This is a genomic window from Phaeobacter gallaeciensis DSM 26640 (genome assembly GCF_000511385.1).
Taxonomy (GTDB): domain Bacteria; phylum Pseudomonadota; class Alphaproteobacteria; order Rhodobacterales; family Rhodobacteraceae; genus Phaeobacter; species Phaeobacter gallaeciensis.
Window position 1 is genome coordinate 140,516 of record NC_023137.1, and the last position, 19,085, is coordinate 159,600.

General features: G+C 57.0%; 20 protein-coding genes and 2 tRNA genes. 16 read left to right on the plus strand and 6 right to left on the minus strand.

Going from position 1 to position 19,085, the window contains the following annotated elements; all coding sequences use genetic code 11:
- Nucleotides 1-79: 79 nt before the first annotated feature.
- Entirely contained in the window at nucleotides 80-3,490 is a 3,411-nt protein-coding gene (locus tag GAL_RS00600) for a glycosyltransferase (protein ID WP_244462792.1), read from the minus strand.
- Between the two features lie 329 nt (nucleotides 3,491-3,819).
- Between GAL_RS00600 and GAL_RS00605 the strand changes: the two genes are divergently transcribed.
- Nucleotides 3,820-6,213: a DUF3131 domain-containing protein gene (locus GAL_RS00605; protein ID WP_024095675.1), complete on the plus strand. Its 2,394-nt coding sequence runs from the start codon at nucleotides 3,820-3,822 to the stop codon at nucleotides 6,211-6,213.
- 7 nt (nucleotides 6,214-6,220) lie between these two features.
- Here GAL_RS00605 and GAL_RS00610 read toward each other — a convergent pair whose 3' ends face one another.
- Both GAL_RS00610 and GAL_RS00615 read right to left on the minus strand, forming a co-directional pair.
- Nucleotides 6,221-6,841 (minus strand): hypothetical protein, encoded by a 621-nt coding sequence (locus GAL_RS00610; RefSeq protein ID WP_014873295.1) that lies wholly within the window; start codon nucleotides 6,839-6,841, stop codon nucleotides 6,221-6,223.
- A gap of 1,138 nt (nucleotides 6,842-7,979) precedes the next feature.
- Nucleotides 7,980-8,054 (minus strand) — tRNA-Thr (locus tag GAL_RS00615).
- A gap of 85 nt (nucleotides 8,055-8,139) precedes the next feature.
- Here GAL_RS00615 and GAL_RS22720 point away from each other — a divergent pair.
- The 15 genes from GAL_RS22720 to GAL_RS00690 all read left to right on the plus strand — a co-directional run bounded on the left by GAL_RS22720 (nucleotide 8,140) and on the right by GAL_RS00690 (nucleotide 17,397).
- Nucleotides 8,140-8,319: a hypothetical protein gene (locus tag GAL_RS22720; RefSeq protein WP_040104259.1), complete on the plus strand. Its 180-nt coding sequence runs from the start codon at nucleotides 8,140-8,142 to the stop codon at nucleotides 8,317-8,319.
- A 6-nt stretch (nucleotides 8,320-8,325) separates the two neighbouring features.
- Nucleotides 8,326-9,597, plus strand: a complete 1,272-nt coding sequence (gene murA, locus GAL_RS00625) for a UDP-N-acetylglucosamine 1-carboxyvinyltransferase (RefSeq protein WP_024095676.1) — start codon at nucleotides 8,326-8,328, stop codon at nucleotides 9,595-9,597.
- Nucleotides 9,597-10,073, plus strand: coding sequence for a DUF2948 family protein (locus GAL_RS00630; RefSeq protein WP_024095677.1), 477 nt, complete (start codon nucleotides 9,597-9,599; stop codon nucleotides 10,071-10,073). The genes murA and GAL_RS00630 overlap by 1 nt, the downstream gene beginning before the upstream one ends.
- Nucleotides 10,070-10,612, plus strand: coding sequence for a GNAT family N-acetyltransferase (locus tag GAL_RS00635; protein WP_040104258.1), 543 nt, complete (start codon nucleotides 10,070-10,072; stop codon nucleotides 10,610-10,612). Before GAL_RS00630 ends, GAL_RS00635 begins: the two co-directional genes overlap by 4 nt.
- A 69-nt stretch (nucleotides 10,613-10,681) precedes the next feature.
- Nucleotides 10,682-11,983, plus strand: coding sequence for a histidinol dehydrogenase (gene hisD, locus GAL_RS00640; protein WP_024095679.1), 1,302 nt, complete (start codon nucleotides 10,682-10,684; stop codon nucleotides 11,981-11,983).
- A gap of 147 nt (nucleotides 11,984-12,130) precedes the next feature.
- A complete protein-coding gene (locus GAL_RS00645; RefSeq protein ID WP_024095680.1) occupies nucleotides 12,131-12,610 on the plus strand; it encodes a UPF0262 family protein in 480 nt (159 codons plus the stop codon).
- A 3-nt stretch (nucleotides 12,611-12,613) separates the two neighbouring features.
- Nucleotides 12,614-13,072, plus strand: coding sequence for an arsenate-mycothiol transferase ArsC (locus GAL_RS00650; RefSeq protein WP_024095681.1), 459 nt, complete (start codon nucleotides 12,614-12,616; stop codon nucleotides 13,070-13,072).
- On the plus strand, nucleotides 13,069-13,464 hold the full coding sequence (locus GAL_RS00655) for a ketosteroid isomerase-related protein (protein ID WP_024095682.1): 396 nt from the start codon (nucleotides 13,069-13,071) through the stop codon (nucleotides 13,462-13,464). The genes GAL_RS00650 and GAL_RS00655 overlap by 4 nt, the downstream gene beginning before the upstream one ends.
- Nucleotides 13,464-14,054: a GNAT family N-acetyltransferase gene (locus GAL_RS00660; RefSeq protein ID WP_024095683.1), complete on the plus strand. Its 591-nt coding sequence runs from the start codon at nucleotides 13,464-13,466 to the stop codon at nucleotides 14,052-14,054. The genes GAL_RS00655 and GAL_RS00660 overlap by 1 nt, the downstream gene beginning before the upstream one ends.
- Nucleotides 14,055-14,075: 21 nt before the next feature.
- Nucleotides 14,076-14,954 carry a carbon-nitrogen hydrolase family protein gene (locus GAL_RS00665; protein WP_024095684.1) on the plus strand — a complete coding sequence of 293 codons (879 nt, stop codon included), beginning with the start codon at nucleotides 14,076-14,078 and terminating at the stop codon, nucleotides 14,952-14,954.
- Nucleotides 14,955-15,038: 84 nt separating this feature from the next.
- Nucleotides 15,039-15,257 carry a translation initiation factor IF-1 gene (infA, locus tag GAL_RS00670; protein ID WP_005978431.1) on the plus strand — a complete coding sequence of 73 codons (219 nt, stop codon included), beginning with the start codon at nucleotides 15,039-15,041 and terminating at the stop codon, nucleotides 15,255-15,257.
- Between the two features lie 204 nt (nucleotides 15,258-15,461).
- Nucleotides 15,462-16,043 carry a Maf family protein gene (locus GAL_RS00675; RefSeq protein ID WP_024095685.1) on the plus strand — a complete coding sequence of 194 codons (582 nt, stop codon included), beginning with the start codon at nucleotides 15,462-15,464 and terminating at the stop codon, nucleotides 16,041-16,043.
- Nucleotides 16,040-17,062, plus strand: coding sequence for a ribonuclease E/G (locus tag GAL_RS00680; protein ID WP_024095686.1), 1,023 nt, complete (start codon nucleotides 16,040-16,042; stop codon nucleotides 17,060-17,062). The genes GAL_RS00675 and GAL_RS00680 overlap by 4 nt, the downstream gene beginning before the upstream one ends.
- Nucleotides 17,059-17,241 carry a DNA gyrase inhibitor YacG gene (locus GAL_RS00685; protein WP_014881230.1) on the plus strand — a complete coding sequence of 61 codons (183 nt, stop codon included), beginning with the start codon at nucleotides 17,059-17,061 and terminating at the stop codon, nucleotides 17,239-17,241. The genes GAL_RS00680 and GAL_RS00685 overlap by 4 nt, the downstream gene beginning before the upstream one ends.
- An 81-nt stretch (nucleotides 17,242-17,322) precedes the next feature.
- Nucleotides 17,323-17,397: transfer RNA gene (locus GAL_RS00690), tRNA-Phe, on the plus strand.
- A gap of 27 nt (nucleotides 17,398-17,424) precedes the next feature.
- Here the strand turns inward: GAL_RS00690 and GAL_RS00695 are convergent.
- The 3 genes from GAL_RS00695 to GAL_RS00705 are packed head-to-tail and all read right to left on the minus strand — an operon-like array spanning nucleotide 17,425 to nucleotide 19,047.
- Entirely contained in the window at nucleotides 17,425-18,549 is a 1,125-nt protein-coding gene (locus tag GAL_RS00695) for a tyrosine-type recombinase/integrase (RefSeq protein ID WP_024095687.1), read from the minus strand.
- On the minus strand, nucleotides 18,549-18,785 hold the full coding sequence (locus GAL_RS00700) for a hypothetical protein (RefSeq protein ID WP_024095688.1): 237 nt from the start codon (nucleotides 18,783-18,785) through the stop codon (nucleotides 18,549-18,551). The genes GAL_RS00695 and GAL_RS00700 overlap by 1 nt, the downstream gene beginning before the upstream one ends.
- Before the next feature lie 46 nt (nucleotides 18,786-18,831).
- On the minus strand, nucleotides 18,832-19,047 hold the full coding sequence (locus tag GAL_RS00705) for a helix-turn-helix domain-containing protein (protein ID WP_024095689.1): 216 nt from the start codon (nucleotides 19,045-19,047) through the stop codon (nucleotides 18,832-18,834).
- Nucleotides 19,048-19,085: the final 38 nt, after the last annotated feature.

Consider the following 19,085-nt stretch of genomic DNA (forward strand, 5'->3'; position numbering starts at 1 on the left):
CGATGTCTTGGCCGTTAGTGGTCAGTCATGCAGGTTTAGCACTGGCTAATTTTGCGGGGCGCGATCAATGCATCAGAGCTCAGCCAAGCCGGGCCCGTGCGGCAACTGTGGATCGAACAGGCGCCTGAACAGACCCAAATCGGCGCAGCTTGTGCCAACCTGTCAGCCGCCCGGTCAGGATACGCCACAGCGAACGGTAGACATTTATTATCAGAAGCTGGCGGTAGATGAGCCGGTTCAGCAGCAGCAGCAACACCATAGACCGCGGCATGGTCGGCTCTGAGCGCACGGCATAGTCGGCCATGATCATCTCCAGCAGCGGCAACGCCAGGAAGATAGAAAGCACGGCGTAATCGCGAACCGTGAAGGCATCAAAAGTGGTTCCATCAAAACTGGAGACAAACCGCACCAGCATGAGCACCAGCAGCAGGTCGATAATCGGGCCAAGCAGGGGCATGATCACCCCAAAGATAACCAGATCGGTGAGCCCGACTAACCCGACTGCGTGCCCTTTGCGGATGGTGCTGCGGTGTTTCCATGCGGATTGCAGAATACCGATGGACCAGCGCATCCGCTGCTTCATCAGGGTGCCAACAGAGGCTGGCGCTTCGGTGTAGGCATAGGCGCGCTCGGCCGCGCGGACCTCATAGCCCTGCTCCAGAAGCGATATCGTCAGATCGGTGTCCTCGGCCAAAGTCTGGCTGGAGTAATAGCCGCATTTGCGCACTGCCTCAGTCCGCCAGGCGCCAAAGGCGCCGGGGACCACCATGATAGCATTGATCGTCTCATAGGCGCGACGATCAATGTTCTGGGCAACGGTGTATTCCAGTTTTTCCAGCTTGGTCAGCAGGTTGTTCGAATTGCCCACCATGATCTTCCCGGCGACGGCGCCGACCTTGGGGTTACGCATGGGCTGCATCAGACGGCGGATCGCATCCGGTGCGACGATGGTATCGGCGTCGATCGCGACGACATAGTCAGTTGTCACATGCGAGAAGGCAAGATTGGCGGCCTTCCACTTGCCGCCATTGGGTTGGCGCAGGATCTGGACGTTAGGATTGTCTTTATAGGTCTTGGTCACCAGCCCATGCGTGTCGTCGGTTGATCCGTCGTCCACCACCAGCACCGAAAGATTTGGGTAGTCTGACTCAAGCACACTGTAGATTGTCTTCAGAATGCTCTTCTCTTCGTTGTAAGCGGGGATAACAACCGTGACCGGGGCGGAGAAATCACCTGTACGGTGGCGCAGGTCTGCACGGTCGGCCCGGCGGGAGCGGATCGCCATTACAAACAAAACAAGAGCGCGAAGGACACCAAGCAGCACCGCGAAGGGCACTAGGAATGCCACCCATGTTGCGCTATTTCCAAAGCCGGTGAAGGCAAGCGCCTCAAACGGTTCAAGACTGGCAGCCTGTCGGGTTTCATAGGGGCTACCGACCCCTGCCATGGCTTGTTTCAGTGTCAGAAACTGATAGCCGCGCGCCTTCAGTTCAGGGATCAGCAGGCGCAGTGCGCTGATCGTGTTGCTGCGGGCGCCACCGCCGTCATGTAGCAGCAGGACCTGGCCGCTGCCATCCAATGCGTCCAGCGTGTAGTCGACCAGTTGCTTGGGGCTGAGGCTGCGCCAATCGGGCGGCACGATATCGGCACCCAGAAGGTGGTAGCGTTGGTCAATGATGGTCTTAAGTCGGCGCGCCAGATCGCCCTCAAGCGGTCCGGGACCGCGCATGTAGGGCGCACGAAACACCACAGGTGTGCGACCTGTCAGCCAGGAGAAGATCCGTGACTGCAACGCCAGTTCCACCTGAACCCGCGCTGGGGACGATCGGTCAAGCCGAGGGTGAGAAAAGGTGTGGAGGCCAAAATCGAACTCGGAGCGTGCCAAGGCGTCAACGACGTTCTTTTGCTCGAACATCTGATTGCCCACCATGAAGAAGGTAGCGGGCACTTTGGCGTCGTTCAGGATATCGAGGATATCCTGCGTGTGATCCTGGGCGGGGCCATCATCGAACGTAAGAAGGATCGATTTGTCCGGAAGGGTCCCGTAGCGGTCAGCAATGACCGGAAGCGGCAGAGGATCAGTGACCGCATCGGTCACCATCAGGGTCTCGGCATCCCGTGTTATATGACGGTGGCCAAGCACCTCTTTTTGACTGAACCGCAGGAAGGGGCCAGTACCGCGATATGAGACAAAGCTGTTCAGATCAATGTCGCGTAGCGTGTCAAAGGCACTGTCTGACAGAATATCTTCTTTAGCGAGCAGCGGCCAGATGGAGGGGTCTTCCTGCCCCAAACCCCAGATGGCGACGCCGTCGATGCCGGCCTCCGCAATGCTCAGCAGCTGGCTATAATGGCTCACGGCATCCAGATACCAGATCATGTTCCGCTCGCCGCGGGTATCCATGTAGGAAATCAGCCCATGGCCTTTCTCGGGCGAATAGCCTGCAAAGGCCCCGTATTGATCCGCCTGAGACATCGCATCTGCGTAGCTGATGAACTCGGGTGCAGGTGCACCAGTCGTCCAATGCACGCCGCCGGCGGCCATGCCAATCACCAGTTTTTCCTTGGGAATAGTACTGCGCGCGCGTTCCAGAACGGTCTGGAACCAATCCAGGGGTGCTGGCGACTCTTCATATATTCCAAGTCGATAGCTGTTTTGTACCGCCGGTAGAATGACCCGATCAGGTAAGGCAACCCCGTAGGACAGGGTCTCGATCTGATCGGGGGCAATGACCGCACAGGACTCAAGACCCTTAGCCGCGAACTCATGTTGCACGCCATTCAGATGGGTCAGGGCCTTCTGCAGGTTCTGCACTTCCAATCGGCGCATATCAAAACACATGCCGGACCATCCGTGCCGTGTTGCTAGTTCCGCGGCCTTGGACCAGTGATGATTGCTGCCTTCCTCAAGCGCGGTGGCCTGAACATGCATCAAGGGTTGAATGAGATGATTGCCAAATGGATTGGTTCGCACAACGTAAGGGGTGCCAAAATCCTGATTGCCGGATTGCAGCCAGTCGATCCCCTTGTCACTGATGATCAACCACTCAGGAATAAACACGTTGATCGTGTCGCACGTCCGTTGAACGGAGTTAGAGACATCTTCCAGGTCAGCGGTGACAAAAGCATAGAGTGTTGAAGGATTATTGCTGGCGCTGCGGGCTGTGGATGATTGCGTCTGGCAAGCGTTTCTTGTTGCCGCTGCGACGCTTGGATCATCGCTGTCCAGCGTGTCATAGCCACCGTCCCCCTCAAGACTGTCGCTTTGCGGTAGAAACCGGCGCCAGTCCGAATTGACGGCATCTGTCGGGGCATTGTTCTGAAACAAAGGGCGGGCCAGTTTAAATTCGGTAATGACATTCTGCGTGACCGCGATGATCATGGCAGCAGCCAAGGCCAGTCCCAATACGAAAAACAAGGCGGCGATAAACGGGCGGGTTGCAGTCCCGGCCTTGAAAATTTGCCTCTGGGCGTCGGTCGAGGTGGTCATCTCCGCCGGCAAGATTTCGGTAGGAAATGTCTTGTGCACACGGGCCTCGGGCGCAGATGGTTTTGCTCTGCGCTTTCTCGCCTCTGGCGCCATCCGATTTTTGGTCGTCGTATGCATCACTTGCCAACCCGTTCAAATAACGTGTTACTTTTTCATTCACTCGTTTGGGGGGCAGGCGATTTTCGCCAGATTGACTTTCGCGCAAACCATTTTGATTCCGCGTCCGCTAATTAAGTTTTTAACAAAGTCCTAATGATAATTCAAGATGGGCATCGCGGATCGTTCAAGTTATGGTAAACACTGCCGGAACCAGAAAGTTGGACAACGTAATGTCGTGGAAACGCCGTGAGTTTCTGGGTTTGGCCTCAAGTGGCCTGCTAAGCACGACCTGGCCGGCCTTGGCGCAGACCCAGCGGGCCGAGGGGATCCGTGCGTTTTCCATATTACTGACCGGCGTACATCCATCGCTGCCGGAAAATGCGCTTGGTTCTCTGATTTTCGCGTTTCTGTCGCAGGGGGTGGCAGTCTCCGTCGAAGTCGCTTTCGAAGACTTCTCCAAACATACACCGGATAGGACCCATCCTCTTCTGGCGATGCTGAGTGACACCGCCTCCCAAAATCGGACATTTGTCGAGATCGTTCCTGCGTCGCGGAATCTGATGCGCAAGACGGGATATTTTAAGGCGCGGAGCCTTTGGGGGCTGCGCTCGCAAATCGACCAGTTGCTGCCCGGTGCCATGGCGGCTGCCGCTCAGCCAGCGCATTTTTCGACCGTATCGACCAATGAGCTTGAGCGCGAGTTGCGGCAGGACGGTTTGCGGACCGGGGGATGCACGACTGTGATCTATGATGCGGTTGAGGCGGCTGAACGCGAGGCGCTGCTTGGCCCTGCTGCCGTATTGATGCTGCCATTGAAGGCACGCCTGGACCTGAGGTCCGCGCAAGAGAGGATGACGTCAGGGCTGTTTTCCCAATTGGGGGATGGCACTGTTCTTGCGGTGGATGTTGCGGAATTGCCGATTGACCCTGCCCGCGCTTATGAGGTTGGTCAGCGCATTGCCGCAAGCGTTAACCGCGCGCGGCTCTCTGGGTATCTTCTGTCTGTTTTGCCGCGCGAAATCTACAAGCGGTGTTGTGGGTTCTTGCCGAACCACTCCAGGCACTATGTTGTTTTGCCGGAGTTTCCGGGCGATGCGGAGGGATACAACGGGTTGCTGGATCAGGCGCGGAGCCGGTTGGGTACCGACTGTGTGACCTTGGTGCGTGGCGGGGAGCGTCGGGCTGACGGCACATTGCTGGTCGAAACCCGCGATGGAGAGCAGCGCCGGCTTGGGGCGCCAGGGCTGGGACCTGATGGAGAGCCGATAGAAGGTCCGATTTTTCTTGCAGATGATGTCGCTCCACAACGTGGCGATGTGCGCCACCCGGATGCAGTTTTTGTTCATAAGGCGCAATCAGTCAGTCGGCTCTCTGCCAAAGTGCCGGCCGCAAACGGTATCTGCCTCAACTATCCTACAGGAATAGTTGATCCCGCTCATGAGCTTTTGCTTGAGGCACGAGACACGTTACGTGACAGGAACCTGTCGCCGGAGGCACCTGTTTTCGATGCCGCTATGATGGCTGATGCCGAGCTGGCCTATAGCTATCTTGAACAGGCGGAAATGAATGCCACCGGATTGGCCTTAACAGTTAGAAAACAGATCAACGGCAAGTCCTTCAACAACTCCGAAATCACGATGTGGGATGTCGGCAGCCTGATCCTTGGCTTGTTGGCAGCGGTTGAGTTGGAGCTGGCACCGGCTGATAGGATCTATCGCCGCATTAAAAAGATCATGGCATCGCTTCCGGTTATTCAGGATGGCGACGCAGCATATCCGCCGACGTTGATCAATGTCCGGGATGCCTCGATCGAAAGACGAGGGTTCGATGCCTGTGATTTCGCCCGGCTTACCAGCGCAGTGACACGGGCAGCGCAGCATACCGCCCTTGCGGATGCCTGTTCGCAGCTGATGAGCAAATGGCGGATTGCGGGTTTGATGCAGGGTGGTGTCCTTAACAATATCCTTAAGACACGTATCCAATCATCTTATCAGTCACATTGTGCGCACTATCAGACCCGGGTTTTGCCAGCTCTGGGCCAGTCGGAAACCCGCTCTCCCTACCGGGAGGCGTTTGTCGGTGAAACCGTTGCTGATAGAACGGTCAGCCTGCTCTATGCAGTCGACAAAATTGGCATCTTGCCAACTGAGCCGCTGTTGCTTGAATATGTGGAACTGGGGCCCTCTGCGGAATGCGCCGTGCTAACGGATGTCTTTCTGGGTGCGATTAAGCACCACTTTGACCAGACCGGGCAGCTGCTTGCGCCATCTGAGACGCCAATCGACACCTCACCCTGGTTTGTCTACCAAGGTTTCGATCTGGGCCACCAAACACGTTGGAACGTCAGCTACAGAAAAGGGCGCGAGGTGGTGTTTGAACCGGTTTCCAGCAGCCCGTATGGAATTTTCTCGACCAAGGCAGCTTATCTTTGGTATGCGGTCAGACCCTGTCGGCACACCCGTAAAATGCTGGATATGGTACAAGAGCACGCCCGGATTGATGGTTTTGGCATGAGCAGTGGATTGTTCCTTGATGGATATGCACAAATGAAAAACCATGCCGACCTCAACACGAATGGGATTGTCTTGCAGGCGCTGGCGCATCTGAAGCGCCGCACCCGCTAGACAAGTATCAGCTCACCGGGCCAAAAACCTGACATCCGCTGGCTGAAATCTCTCCGCGTGCTACCGGGTAACCACGTCGGGGGTTGAGGCGGATCGGCTGCATCCCGGTCAGCCGGTTCATGCATCTTTCTGTATCGCGAACGGAGTTTCGTTTGCCCCCGATATAAATATCAAGCCACGGGCGGCCATTCTTGCCGGTATGGCAGGGGCCATTTTGGGGCTGGTGGCCGTCACCGCAGACGTCTTCCACGATGGCATATTTGCGCAGACGCTCTATGTAGAAACGTGTGCCTGCAGGGAAATCCAGCGTCTGGCGCCCCCGTCGTATGGCATGACCCACAGCGATGGTGACCGGATCGTTGTAGGTCCCGGTTCCCCCGGCCTGACGCCGCAGGACCGGGCGCGCGATGGCAGCACTGCCAGGGGGTGTGTTATCCCAATAACTATAGCCAGTTAGGTAGCCCTCAAATCTGACTTCGGTACCACGTCGTACAAACTGGTCTAATTGACTCTTTATGTCGTTGTTGATGCTCTGTGCAGGAAGCATCCCGGCGCAAACGCTCATCACGGTCAGAGCAGCAGCGGCCACGGCGGTTTTTCTGAAAATGGAGTTCCATATCGTCGACATGACATGTTCCTTATCGAGGGCGGCCTCGGGTTCTCGCGCATGCCTTGTTCAGGCTGCGCGTTGGTGTCTCTATTGATCGCCAGGCTGGCCGACCGGTTGTCGGCTCATCTTTGTGGCGGTCGGGTTTGGTTGTGCCCTGTCGGCGGTAATTTGCGTCTTTTGGTGGCTTGAAGACCGATCCTGCAGAAGCTCGGACGCGAGGCGTTAACCTGCCCCTTGTGGTTGGGTAGGCTGATCTTCAGCGCCTTACGACTGAAGCAAAGCGGATACACCAAATGCGGCATCGCGCTCAAAGGGAGCCCGCTGGAACTGGCGGGATCTTTCCAATGGATAAGCGGATTTCAGGCGGAGCAGCTTCAGGAGGCCACTTGATCTTTTTGTCGCTTGGCAAACAGGCCGAAAAACCGTCGTCGTTTCCAGCACGATCTGAGGTGAGAGAACCTCGGTGATTTGACCAGATCTGATCCGCTGCCAGAACCGCCTGACAAGGACAGGCAGACGCCTTTGTAGGCGTCAAGGTTGGGGAGGGGGCAGAGCCACTGAGTATGTGCCTGTCTGATCTGCCGTGTGAAGTGGTGCTTGAAAAAATGTAGCACCGGCCCCCATTTTTTTGCGTACCTCAAATGGCCTGGGTCACCATCATGGCGCCTAGAACCAGGCGGAGCGGTCGATATCCGCAGTACTAGTAGGGGCGGTTGCTGTCGTTTTGTATGTATCATTCAACCCTCCTGCACCAAATGCTGCGGTAGCCTCGCGCCCGTCAAAATCGGAGTGGGGTATGAGGCTTCGGTGTCCAGACTGGCGGGGGAAAATTAAAATCAGCCTTAACCGATGCGATTCGAGGGCAAGGAATTACAAACAAATTGATTCAACGGCGGGTAATCGCTGACAGTCATGACTGCGTTGGTACGTTGTCGCTGCATGGGCAACAATCTGTCCGAATCGAAGATGGTTTCGGTTTCAGATCGATTCGAATCCGGGCATGAGGTGAGGCGCCGAATGGTTTGGAGGGGCTTGCCCGCGCCGCCTTATCAACGGCGGGTGAGGGAGTGGTCTGGAACGTAGTCAAGCACAGAGAGCAGCATTCAGAACGGATGCGTCATCTTATAAAGATGTGAAATATCAGTGTCTTGGAAACTGGTGCTGCTGGAGAGAATTGAACTCTCGACCTCTCCCTTACCAAGGGAGTGCTCTACCTCTGAGCTACAGCAGCGCCGGTGAGGGGGCTTTTAGGCATAAACGAACTGGGGCGCAAGAGCATTCTGGACGGTTTTTTCACACTCCGGTACAGAAGACTTATGGCAGAGAAGAAAACAGTAAAAAATGGTGGGTCTGCGCCTACGCGCGAAGATCGGTTGAAGGCCGCATTGAAGGCGAATATGGGCCGACGGAAGGCCCAGGCGAAGGCGCGTTCGGTCAAAGATGACGTCACCGGCGGTCCGGCAGATGATCCCACAACAGGCAGTTCTAAGGAGTAAGGGCAGATGGATTCGATTTTGGTGACCGGGAATGGTCCTCTGAAGGGGCAAATTCCCATCGCAGGTGCAAAAAACGCCTGCCTCACGCTGATGCCCGCAACCATGCTGAGTGAGGAGCCGCTGACGCTGACAAATGCACCGCGCCTGTCGGATATTCGCACCATGACAACGCTGTTGCAGTCACTGGGTGCCGAGGTTTCGACGCTACAGGATGGTCAGGTGTTGGCCATGTCGAGCCATGACATCAACAATCACACTGCTGACTACGATATCGTGCGGAAGATGCGGGCGTCGATCCTTGTGCTGGGGCCGATGCTGGCGCGTGATGGTCACGCTGTTGTCTCGTTGCCGGGCGGCTGCGCCATCGGCGCGCGTCCGGTGGATCTGCATCTGAAGGCGCTTGAGGCGCTTGGGGCGCAGCTGGATCTGAAGGATGGTTATGTGCACGCCAAGGCGCCTCTGGGCGGATTGAAAGGCGGGGTCATTGACTTCCCGCTGGTCTCCGTCGGCGCCACTGAGAATGCGCTGATGGCTGCGACATTGGCCAAGGGGACGACCGTCATCAATAACGCGGCGCGTGAGCCGGAGATTGTCGACCTGGCACAATGCCTGCGTAAAATGGGTGCGCAGATCGAAGGTGAGGGCACATCCACCATCACGATCCAAGGTGTAGATCGCCTGCATGGTGCCACGCATCCGGTTGTAACCGATCGGATCGAATTAGGGACCTATATGCTGGCGCCCGCCATTTGCGGTGGCGAGGTGGAGCTGCTGGGCGGTAAGCGATCCCTGATCGAAGCCTTCTGCGACAAGCTGGAGGCGGCCGGGGTCGAAATTACCGAGAATGAGAACAGCCTGACGGTACGCCGCGGCGATAACCGGGTAAAAGCGGTAGATGTGGTGACCGAACCGTTCCCGGGCTTCCCGACCGATTTGCAGGCACAGATGATGGCGCTGATGTGTACTGCTGAAGGGACCAGTGTCCTGGAAGAAAAGATCTTTGAAAACCGGTTCATGCATGCGCCGGAATTGATACGTATGGGCGCCCAGATTGACGTTCAGGGTGGTCATGCCACAGTAACGGGCGTCGAAAAACTGAAGGGTGCGCCAGTGATGGCGACAGATCTGCGGGCCTCCGTCTCGCTCATCCTCGCAGGTCTTGCGGCTGAAGGTGAGACAACCGTTAGCCGTGTCTATCATCTGGATCGTGGGTACGAACATGTGGTGCGCAAGTTGTCCTCCGTCGGTGCCAAGATTGAACGGATCCAGGAGCAGTAATGTCAGATGCAACCTTCGACGACGGGCGTGAAGCGCCGCTGAACCTTGGCGCGCTTGGCGCTGAGGATCTGGAGATTATTGCCGCGCTTGCGCAGGATGCGGTGTTTCCGGTGACGGAGATCAGCTGGCGGCCTGCGGAGCGGCGATTTGCACTGCTGTTGAACCGGTTCCGCTGGGAAGACAAAGAGGCCGCCGAACAGCGTGGTCGCCCTTATGAGCGGGTGCAGAGCGTACTGGTCGTCGATCAGGTGTTGTCGGTGGCTTCGCAGGGTGTTGATCGGAAGGAACGCGACCTGATCCTGTCATTGCTGTCGCTGAGTTTTGAGCCGGGATCGGATGGCGACGGGCATATTGTTCTGACCCTTGCCGGTGATGGGGCCATCCGGCTTGACGTTGAGGCGGTTGAGGTCACCCTGCGCGATGTGACACGTCCCTATCAGGCGCCGTCTGGGCAGGCTCCTCGGCACGAGACATGATGCTGCGCCAGTTGGTGGGCGCTGATCTTGCTGATCTTCGTGTTTTGTGGCGCGAAGGTCTGACCGCATTTCCGGCCTCTTTCTTGATGAGTGCAGAAGAGGCGGATGGCATCCCGGATGCGAGCCTGATCAAAGGGTTTGAGAGCGGCGCCTACTGGGGCGCGTTTCTTGACGACCAATTGGTGGGCTTTGCGGTTTTGCGTCAGGGCGGACTGTCGCGCCTCTCGCATACAGCGGATCTTGGCCCCTTCTACATCTCAGCCGCCCACCAGCGTCAGGGGTGGGCCAAAGCCCTTTTGGCGCGGGTCTTGGATCAGGCCCGCGCGCGGGGGCTGAAGCAGGTGGAATTATGCGTGGATCAGGAGAATCATCCTGCGCGGAGGCTTTATGAAAACGCAGGGTTTCGTCCGTTTGGCCTGCGCCCGCGCTCTGTGGTCGTGGATGGCCAGCCGCGCAATGATGTGCTGATGCTATGCCCGTTGGATAATGCTCTGGCGGCAGATGCAATCCCGTCGCTCGCGCGGCAGGCGCTTGACTGACTTCAATACGTGCAACCATCTTGAGACTGCGGGCAGGGGGCTATATTGCAGGCTCAAAGGAGAGCCATAATGCCCGTTTTTCTGAACGCGTCCGATGCTGATTTTGATCAGGCGTTTGCAACCCTTCTGGGAGCAAAACGCGAAGACAGCCCCGATGTGGATGCGGTGGTCGCCGACATCATCGCGGATGTGCGAGCCCGTGGTGATGCGGCACTGATTGAGCTGACCGCGAAATTCGACCGTTTGCCGTTGACTGTGGATCAACTGCGCATTTCGGACGCTGAGATTGATGCCGCGATTGAGGACGTATTGGCTGAGGAGCGCGCCGCGCTGGAACTGGCGGTGGAGCGTATCCGCGCCTATCATGTGCGGCAGATGCCCCAGAACGCCGAATGGCAGGATGACGCCGGGGCTTCACTAGGGTGGCGTTGGTCGGCAGTGTCGGCGGCTGGTCTCTATGTGCCGGGTGGTCTGGCGAGCTACCCGTCATCGGTTCTGATGAACGCGGTTCCGGCGAAAGTGGCCGGTGTCGAGCGGCTGGCGGTCGTGGTCCCTACCCCGGATGGACAGATAAATCCGCTGGTATTGCTGGCGGCCCGCCTGTCCGGTGTCGATGAAATCTACCGTGTCGGCGGCGCGCAGGCAGTTGCGGCTCTCGCCTATGGCACTGAGACTATCGCTCCAGTCGACAAGATCACCGGCCCCGGCAATGCGTTTGTCGCGGCGGCAAAACGGCGCGTGTTTGGAAAGGTTGGCATCGATATGATTGCTGGCCCGTCGGAAATTCTGGTTATTGCGGATAAGGACAACGATCCCGACTGGATCGCGCTCGACCTTCTCAGCCAGGCAGAGCACGATGAAAGTGCACAATCGATCCTGATTACGGATGACGAGGCATTTGGCCGCTCTGTGGCGGATGCGGTAGAGGCGCGTCTGCAAACACTGGACCGCTCTGCCATCGCCGGACCCAGCTGGCGGGACTACGGTGCTGTGATCGTGGTGCCTGACCTGGATGTGGCAGCTCAGCTGTCCAATCGTATCGCCCCCGAGCACCTTGAACTCTGCGTCGCGGACGCCCGTGCGCTCAGTGAGAAAACCGTTCACGCTGGCGCGATTTTCCTTGGTCAGTACACACCCGAAGCGATCGGGGACTATATCGGTGGGCCGAACCACGTGCTGCCCACCGCTCGGTCGGCGCGGTTTTCGTCGGGTCTTTCAGTGATGGATTTCCTGAAGCGAACAACGCTGAGTGAGATCACTCCCGAAGCATTGCGCGCCATTGGTCCTGCGGCTGAAACGCTTGCAAAAAGCGAAAGCCTGGAAGCGCATGGGTTGTCGATCCGGGCCCGGTTGGATCGTCTGAACCGCTGAGACCTGTGCGAGATATGTTAGGGTTTCCTCAAATATGACTGTGGCAAGAGGCGCATCGTTGCGGCACAACTGTGCTCTGCGGATTGCCGTGGCACCGACCATCAGCTAGTCAGTTGTCTGTATAACTCGTGCACAGAGATTTGACCCATGAGCCGCATCAGCCAAATTGACCTTGATGACCGCAACCTGCCCCCGCCGACGCCTGAAATTGAGCAGGAGCGTCGGGTCGCGATTTTTGACCTGATCGAGGACAACAGCTTTGCGCTACCGGCGCGTGGTGAGCGAGCGGCGCCTGAGGGGCCCTATCATCTGGGGCTTGCCATCCGCGACAAACGGCTGGTCTTTGATGTTGCCTCCGAGGCTGGCGAAAAGGCGGCGGAATTTCACCTATCTCTGTCGCCGTTCCGTCAGGTGGTCAAAGACTACTACCAGATCTGTGAGAGCTATTTCACGGCTGTCAAAACTCTGCCGCCCAGTCAGATCGAAACCATCGACATGGCTCGCCGGGGTATTCACAACGAAGGCAGTCGCGTGTTGCAGGAGCGGCTGGAGGGCAAGGCGGAAATTGATACTGACACGGCGCGCCGTCTCTTCACTCTGATTTGCGTATTGCATTTTGGAGGCTGAAGCGTGAGCGAGTTGCCGCAGTCGATCCTGTTCTGCTGTGACCACAACGCGGTCAGATCCCCGATGGCAGAGGGGATCATGAAACAATTCTATGGCTCCGGCACCTATGTGCAATCGGTCGGCGTCAAGAACGACATGGAGATCGACGGCTTCTGCATCGCGGTCTGTCAGGAGATTGGCGTGGAGCTGTCGCGTCATCGGTCACGTTCCTTCGACGAGATGGAGCAGTGGGGGGACGACCTATCCTCATTCGACCTGGTGGTGGCACTGTCCCCCGCCAGTCAGCGCCGGGCGCTGGAACTCACGCGGTTTTTCCACCTTGATGTCGAATATTGGCCAATTATGGACCCAACTGGACTGGGGGAAACCCGGGATGCCAAGCTAGACAGTTACAGGCAAACCCGATCCCAGATCATCCAGCGTCTGACTGAGCGCTGGGGCAACCCGTTGGAGAAAAAATGAACAGCACCGTCACCCGCTATTTCGCGGCATTCAACGCAAAAGATACCGACGCCATGCTTGAGTGCTTGTCGGACGACGTGGCCCACCATGTGAACGAGGGCAAGATCCGCATCGGCAAGGCGCTGTTCGCAGAATTCTGCACCCACATGAGCCGCTGCTATGATGAAACCCTCACCGATATGGTGGTGTTCGCCAACGAAGATGGCAAACGCGCGGCCGCTGAGTATGTCGTGAATGGCACCTATCTTGAAACAGATGCAGGGCTACCGGAGGCGCATCAGCAAACCTATCGCTTGCCTGCCGGGTCGTTCTTTGATCTGGAAGATGGCAAGATCACGCGTGTGACGACCTACTATAACCTTGCGGATTGGATGGCACAGGTCTCAGCCTGATGGGGCTGCGTCTGCAGAGCCTGCGCGGCGCAGCGCTGGCGCAGGTGATGGACGAGGTCGCCCGCCTGCGGATCGCTGTATTCCGGGATTGGCCCTATCTCTACGATGGTGATCTGGCTTATGAACGCAGCTATCTTCAAAGCTATCTGGACAGCGATCGGTCTGTGGTGGTCGGCGCATGGGACGGGGAGCGGCTGATTGGTGCCTCGACCGGTGCGCCTCTCATTGATCATGCCGAGGATTTTGCAGTCGCTTTCGCGGGGACAGGTCTGGCGCTGGAGGATGTTTTCTACTGCGCCGAATCTGTTCTTTTGCCGGAGTATCGCGGAATGGGCTTGGGGCATCGGTTCTTTGACCTGCGGGAGGCGCATGCCAGGGAACTTGGCTATGCGGTTTCGGCATTTTGCAGCGTGCAGCGACCGGCTGACCATCCGGCCAGACCGCTGAACTATCGCGCTCTGGATGATTTCTGGCGCAAGCGCGGTTATGAACTCATGCCCGGCGTGGTCGCCGATTTCTCCTGGCGGGATGTGGGAGAGGTAGACGAGACCCGAAAACCGCTTCAGTTTTGGTCTCGCCGTTTGACCTGACACCAACAGACAGGATGTATTATGAAAATTGCCACTGCTGCCTATCCCCTCGATTGGTTCGATGACTGGGCCGCCTACGAGGCAAAAATCACGCACTGGGTGAAAGAGGCTGCTGGGACTGGTGCGGATCTGCTGGTCTTCCCGGAGTACGGCGCGATGGAACTGGCAACGTTGGACGGCGCCGAGGTTGCAAGGGATCTGGAGAAATCTCTGCACGCGGTCTCCCGGCGTATGCCGGATGTTGATGCGCTGCATTTAGGTCTTGCGGCTGAATTCAGTGTGCACATCCTTGGCGCATCCGCGCCGGTATTTGATGGCGACACACGTCCTGTGAATCGCGCGACCCTTTATGCGCCGAATGGACACAAGGGGGTTCAGGACAAGCAGATCATGACCATGTTCGAACGCGACCCCTGGGATGTGACCGGTGGAGATGCGCTCAAGGTATTTGACACTGAACTGGGAAAGATCGGCATCCTAATTTGCTACGACAGTGAATTCCCGCTGCTGGGCCGCGCGCTTTCAGACGTGGATGTATTGCTGGTGCCGTCCTGCACGGAGGCACTGGCAGGCTACTGGCGGGTGCGCATCGGCGCCATGGCCCGCGCGCTTGAAAACCAGTGTGTTTCAGTAATGTCATCCATCGTCGGCCCCGCTGACTGGTCCGAAGCCGTGGACCAGAACACTGGTATGGGCGGTATATTCGGTCCCCCTGACACAGGATTCCCGGCAACTGGTGTGCTCGCCGAAGGGGTATTGAACAAACCGGGCTGGACCTATGCTGATGTCGACCTCAAGGCAATCGCCCAGGTGCGCCGGGATGGCATTGTTCGCAACCGGACCCATTGGCAAGAACGCCTCGAACCGGGGAAAACCGTCACAATATGTCCCATGCGGTGATTGCGCCCTTGAAAATCAGGGAAAAAGCGCTCATTTAAGCGCACATCCCGCAGACTCGCGGGAAACCATCATTATGGAGATAACATGGCCAAGGAAGATACGCTCGAATTTCCCGGTGTCGTGAAGGAACTCCTGCCCAATGCGACGTTTCGGGTCGAGCTGGAAAACGGCCATGAGATCATCGCACATACGGCAGGCAAGATGCGCAAAAACCGCATCCGCGTTCTGGCTGGCGACAAGGTACAGGTCGAAATGACCCCATACGATCTGACCAAAGGACGGATCAACTATCGCTTCAAATAAGCGCTGGTATCCATCAAGTAACAAAAGCCCGGCCTTTGCCGGGCTTTTGTTTTGGGGCGCCTGCAATCGACCAGGTGTCATTTATTTGAGCGCAGCCACTGCGATGACCAGTTGGGGTTTTTCAGCTTTGATGAACCGGATATGACTGGGCCAAAGCCAACATTAAGTGCAGCCCGGCTGCGCCATAGGACAAAAGGGCCAGACATGGCATTCATTCTTGGATCGGGCAGCCCGCGCAGGCTGGAGTTGCTGGCCCAATTGGGAATCACCCCGGATGCGGTTTGCCCGCCGGATATCGACGAAACGCCAAAGCCGAGGGAATTGCCGCGCCTTTATTGCGCCCGCATTGCCCGCCAGAAAGCTGAGGCTATTTCTGCCGCTGCAGAGGATGTGATCCTCTGTGCTGACACAACTGTCGCCCTTGGCCGTCGGATCTTAGGAAAACCTAAAGACGCTGCAGAGGCCGCCCAATTTCTGTTGGCCCTGTCCGGCCGCCGTCATCAGGTGATCACATCTGTCGCCGTACGACGGGGGGATCGGATCTGGTCCCGTGATGTGGTGAGCGCTGTGAAGATGAAGCGGCTTTCTGATGAAGAGCTGAACGGCTACCTCGCGACCGGAGACTGGCAGGGCAAGGCGGGCGCCTATGCCATTCAGGGACCTGCGGGGGCGCTTATTCCGTGGATCAATGGATCTTTCACGGGAATTGTCGGCCTGCCACTGGCCGAAACGTCTGCCCTGTTGCGCGGGGCGGGCTGGACACCAAACAAGGAGGCCGCCGCATGAAGGGCCGTACAATCATTCTCGACCACATCGACGGACGCGAAGCCGCGGCACTCATGGTGGATGGCCAGCTTGAGGATTTGCTGATCGACAGCGATGCGCCGACCCCTGGTACGGTTTACCGTGCCCGGGCCGATCGACCCGTGAAGGGACAGGGGGGGATGTTCCTGACAACGCCGGATGGCCCTGCTTTTCTACGCCAAGTCAAAGGTCTCGCACCGGGACAGGAGTTGCTGGTCCAGCTAACCGGCTATGCTGAAGCAGGCAAAGCACTGCCAGTCTCGCAGAAGTTACTGTTTAAAAGCCGCTACGCCATCATCACGCCCGAGGCTCCCGGTCTCAATATTTCTCGCTCTATCCGTGACGAGGAGGAGCGTGATCGGCTATTGGAAGTTGCTCATGACGCGATGGGTGACATTGCCTATGGTCTGATCCTTCGATCCGCCTGCGATGGTGCTGATAGCGCCGATATCGAAGAAGACATTCTCGCGATGGTGTCGCTGGCGTCTCAGGTGCTTGAGGATGCTGGTTGCGGGCCAGAAGTCCTGGCGGAGGGCGATACTCCGCATCTTCTGGCCTGGCGTGACTGGACAGATCCGGCAGATATAGAGCGTGACGCTGGCGGGTTTGAGCGTCTGGGCGTGCTAGACGCCTTGGAAACAGTGCAGGGCATTCGGGAACCTCTCAGCGGTGGCGCGTTTTTGTTCATCGAAGAGACCCGCGCCTTGGTTGCGGTGGACGTGAACACCGGCGCGGACACCTCGCTGGCCGCTGGGGTGAAGGCGAACATGGCCTGCGCCAAATTCCTCGCCCGGGCCCTACGCCTGCGCGGGCTAGGGGGGCAGATTGTGATCGATCCTGCTCCCATGCCCAAGAAGGATCGTCGCGCCTTTGAAACGGCCCTACGGGCCAGCTTTCGCAGCGATAGCGAAGACACGGTGTTGGTGGGGTGGACCACGCTTGGTCACTTTGAATTGCAACGCAAACGGGGCCGCATCCCGCTGAAGGAGGTCTTGGCGTGAGCTGCCCGATTTGCGCTGAGGAAACTCAAAAGGATTACCGCCCGTTCTGTTCGCGCCGCTGTGCTGACATTGATCTTGCGAAGTGGCTGAACGGCGCTTACGCAACCCCGAGTACGGACCCGGAAGACATTGAAAACGCTCTGGAAGAAGCCGCAAATTCCCGCGAAACGAAACATTAGCGAATTTCTTTGAAAAAGCCTCTGGACACGGTCATGCACACGTCATAGAAGGCCCACACCCAAGGCGAACAGCCTTCCCGTGCCCGGGTAGCTCAGGGGTAGAGCAGTGGATTGAAAATCCTCGTGTCGGTGGTTCGATTCCGCCCCCGGGCACCATTTAATTCTTTGAAATATAAATGGTTTTCATTCATTTGGCTTGATCTCCTTGTCAGGGTTTGACGGTTTTTTCTGTGGGTTTGACAATTTTGCTTTCTGAGCACGGCGCTCATATTCCCCTTCCCAAACTTGCATAGTCTTTCGGTTCTTTCGGGCCAAGGCTGCGTTCTTGGAATAGTGCAGCCCCATGACCTTCGAGTCTTGCGCGAGCAAATCAGAAATCTCACGCTCGTCTTGCCCCGCCTCACGCAGCCAAGTTGCCATGGTGTGACGCAGTCCCTTTGGGGTTAGTCCCGGGGCAACCTTACCAGCCTTTTCAAGTTTTTTCCGAAGCCGCTGCCATGCGCTGGCAAAGCCATCGTAGGTCCAAGGCGTGCCTTTTGAACTCGCAAGCAGCGTTTCTGCGTTGTTTACTGGTGCCTTCTCTAGCTCACCCTCAAGAATGCCGCTGATCGGGATCGCAGCGCCGACATTCGTCTTGTTCCGTCCTTTCCAAATGACACCATCATCTACCTGATCTTTGCGAAACTCGAGCGCGTCGCTTGGATCTTGACCAGTGCAGAAAATCATAGCCAGCGCGGCGCGAAGTTGAGGGGATGCTGCCTCAAGAACGGTCTGGACCTCGTTGAAAGTCCATGTTCTGTATGCTTCAGGCGTGCCTTTCGGGCGCGGCTTCTTGATCACACCTTCCGCAAAATTCCTGGAAATCAAACCTTTAGGGATGCAGAACCTAAAGACCTGAATGAGAAAGTTGCGGACACGATTTGCCTTATCCCAGCTGTGTTTTTTGGCCAGCTCGTCATGAATGGCTGCCAGCAAGGGGGTATCTAGCGTTGTGACAGGCGTATCGCGAATATTTTTCAGTACTTCAGCGCACATTCGGTATTCGCGCTTTGTTGCATCAGATAACTCTAAGTAATGTTCTTCTGCGAAATAGGCGGCGAAGAGCCCTCCGAGAGTTCCGGGCTTGGGCTGAAGCTCTTTCATGGCCTCAGCTGCGGCAGAAATTCTGGCACAATCTGCAAAGAACTCTACGGAGCCAAGCGGAGATTTGGTGAGGTCAACCTTCTGATTAGTGCCGCGATGATAGCAACGCATTTGTCCATGCCGATCGGCAAAAATCTTAAACCCCTTTACACGCACGAAGGTCATTACAGGCGAGCCAATATTTCGCTTCGAGTTGCCGTCTCTAAACCGACCTTCAAATTGTCAAGCCACTTGTCCAAGTCGACTCGATCATATTGCTTGTATTTCGGTGGAATGAGTACCGGCTGTACCGGGCAGAATGACTTGAAATGTTTCACAGCTAACCCGCAGTAATGGGCAGCCTCGGTAGCGTTCATCATGCGTTTTTCGATTACGTTTATGTTCAGGCTCGTCGTGCCCATGTGATCCACCTTTCGATTTAGAACAGGTTTCTGAACGGTCCAAGCGCTACCGCGCGTCAGATCGAGGGGCGATACTTGAGGTTTCTGGAGCCACCATATTGCGGTGCAGAAAATCGTCGATGGCGTCTTCTGGCGTGAAGTAGTTTGAGCCAATCTTGACGTGCTTAAGGTCTCCAGATGCAATCAAGTTTCTTATCCGCTTTTCGGGCCAACCGCTTATTTCGGCTAACTCTCTGGGGGAATAAAGCGTCACTTTCTGCATCTACGTGTCTCCTTGCAAACTGTGATAACAATCGGCAT

Bases quoted from the DNA above. Each gene is read 5' to 3' on its own strand.
- GAL_RS22720 (WP_040104259.1), top strand. From the start codon at position 8,140: ATGGCAGAGAAGAAAACAGTAAAAAATGGTGGGTCTGCGCCTACGCGC.
- infA (WP_005978431.1), top strand. From the start codon at position 15,039: ATGGCCAAGGAAGATACGCTCGAATTTCCCGGTGTCGTGAAGGAACTC.
- GAL_RS00635 (WP_040104258.1), top strand. From the start codon at position 10,070: ATGATGCTGCGCCAGTTGGTGGGCGCTGATCTTGCTGATCTTCGTGTT.
- GAL_RS00675 (WP_024095685.1), top strand. From the start codon at position 15,462: ATGGCATTCATTCTTGGATCGGGCAGCCCGCGCAGGCTGGAGTTGCTG.
- GAL_RS00660 (WP_024095683.1), top strand. From the start codon at position 13,464: ATGGGGCTGCGTCTGCAGAGCCTGCGCGGCGCAGCGCTGGCGCAGGTG.
- GAL_RS00695 (WP_024095687.1), bottom strand. From the start codon at position 18,549: ATGACCTTCGTGCGTGTAAAGGGGTTTAAGATTTTTGCCGATCGGCAT.
- GAL_RS00605 (WP_024095675.1), top strand. From the start codon at position 3,820: ATGTCGTGGAAACGCCGTGAGTTTCTGGGTTTGGCCTCAAGTGGCCTG.
- murA (WP_024095676.1), top strand. From the start codon at position 8,326: ATGGATTCGATTTTGGTGACCGGGAATGGTCCTCTGAAGGGGCAAATT.
- GAL_RS00600 (WP_244462792.1), bottom strand. From the start codon at position 3,490: ATGACCACCTCGACCGACGCCCAGAGGCAAATTTTCAAGGCCGGGACT.
- GAL_RS00645 (WP_024095680.1), top strand. From the start codon at position 12,131: ATGAGCCGCATCAGCCAAATTGACCTTGATGACCGCAACCTGCCCCCG.
- GAL_RS00680 (WP_024095686.1), top strand. From the start codon at position 16,040: ATGAAGGGCCGTACAATCATTCTCGACCACATCGACGGACGCGAAGCC.
- GAL_RS00610 (WP_014873295.1), bottom strand. From the start codon at position 6,841: ATGTCGACGATATGGAACTCCATTTTCAGAAAAACCGCCGTGGCCGCT.
- GAL_RS00700 (WP_024095688.1), bottom strand. From the start codon at position 18,785: ATGGGCACGACGAGCCTGAACATAAACGTAATCGAAAAACGCATGATG.
- GAL_RS00665 (WP_024095684.1), top strand. From the start codon at position 14,076: ATGAAAATTGCCACTGCTGCCTATCCCCTCGATTGGTTCGATGACTGG.
- GAL_RS00630 (WP_024095677.1), top strand. From the start codon at position 9,597: ATGTCAGATGCAACCTTCGACGACGGGCGTGAAGCGCCGCTGAACCTT.
- GAL_RS00705 (WP_024095689.1), bottom strand. From the start codon at position 19,047: ATGCAGAAAGTGACGCTTTATTCCCCCAGAGAGTTAGCCGAAATAAGC.
- hisD (WP_024095679.1), top strand. From the start codon at position 10,682: ATGCCCGTTTTTCTGAACGCGTCCGATGCTGATTTTGATCAGGCGTTT.
- GAL_RS00655 (WP_024095682.1), top strand. From the start codon at position 13,069: ATGAACAGCACCGTCACCCGCTATTTCGCGGCATTCAACGCAAAAGAT.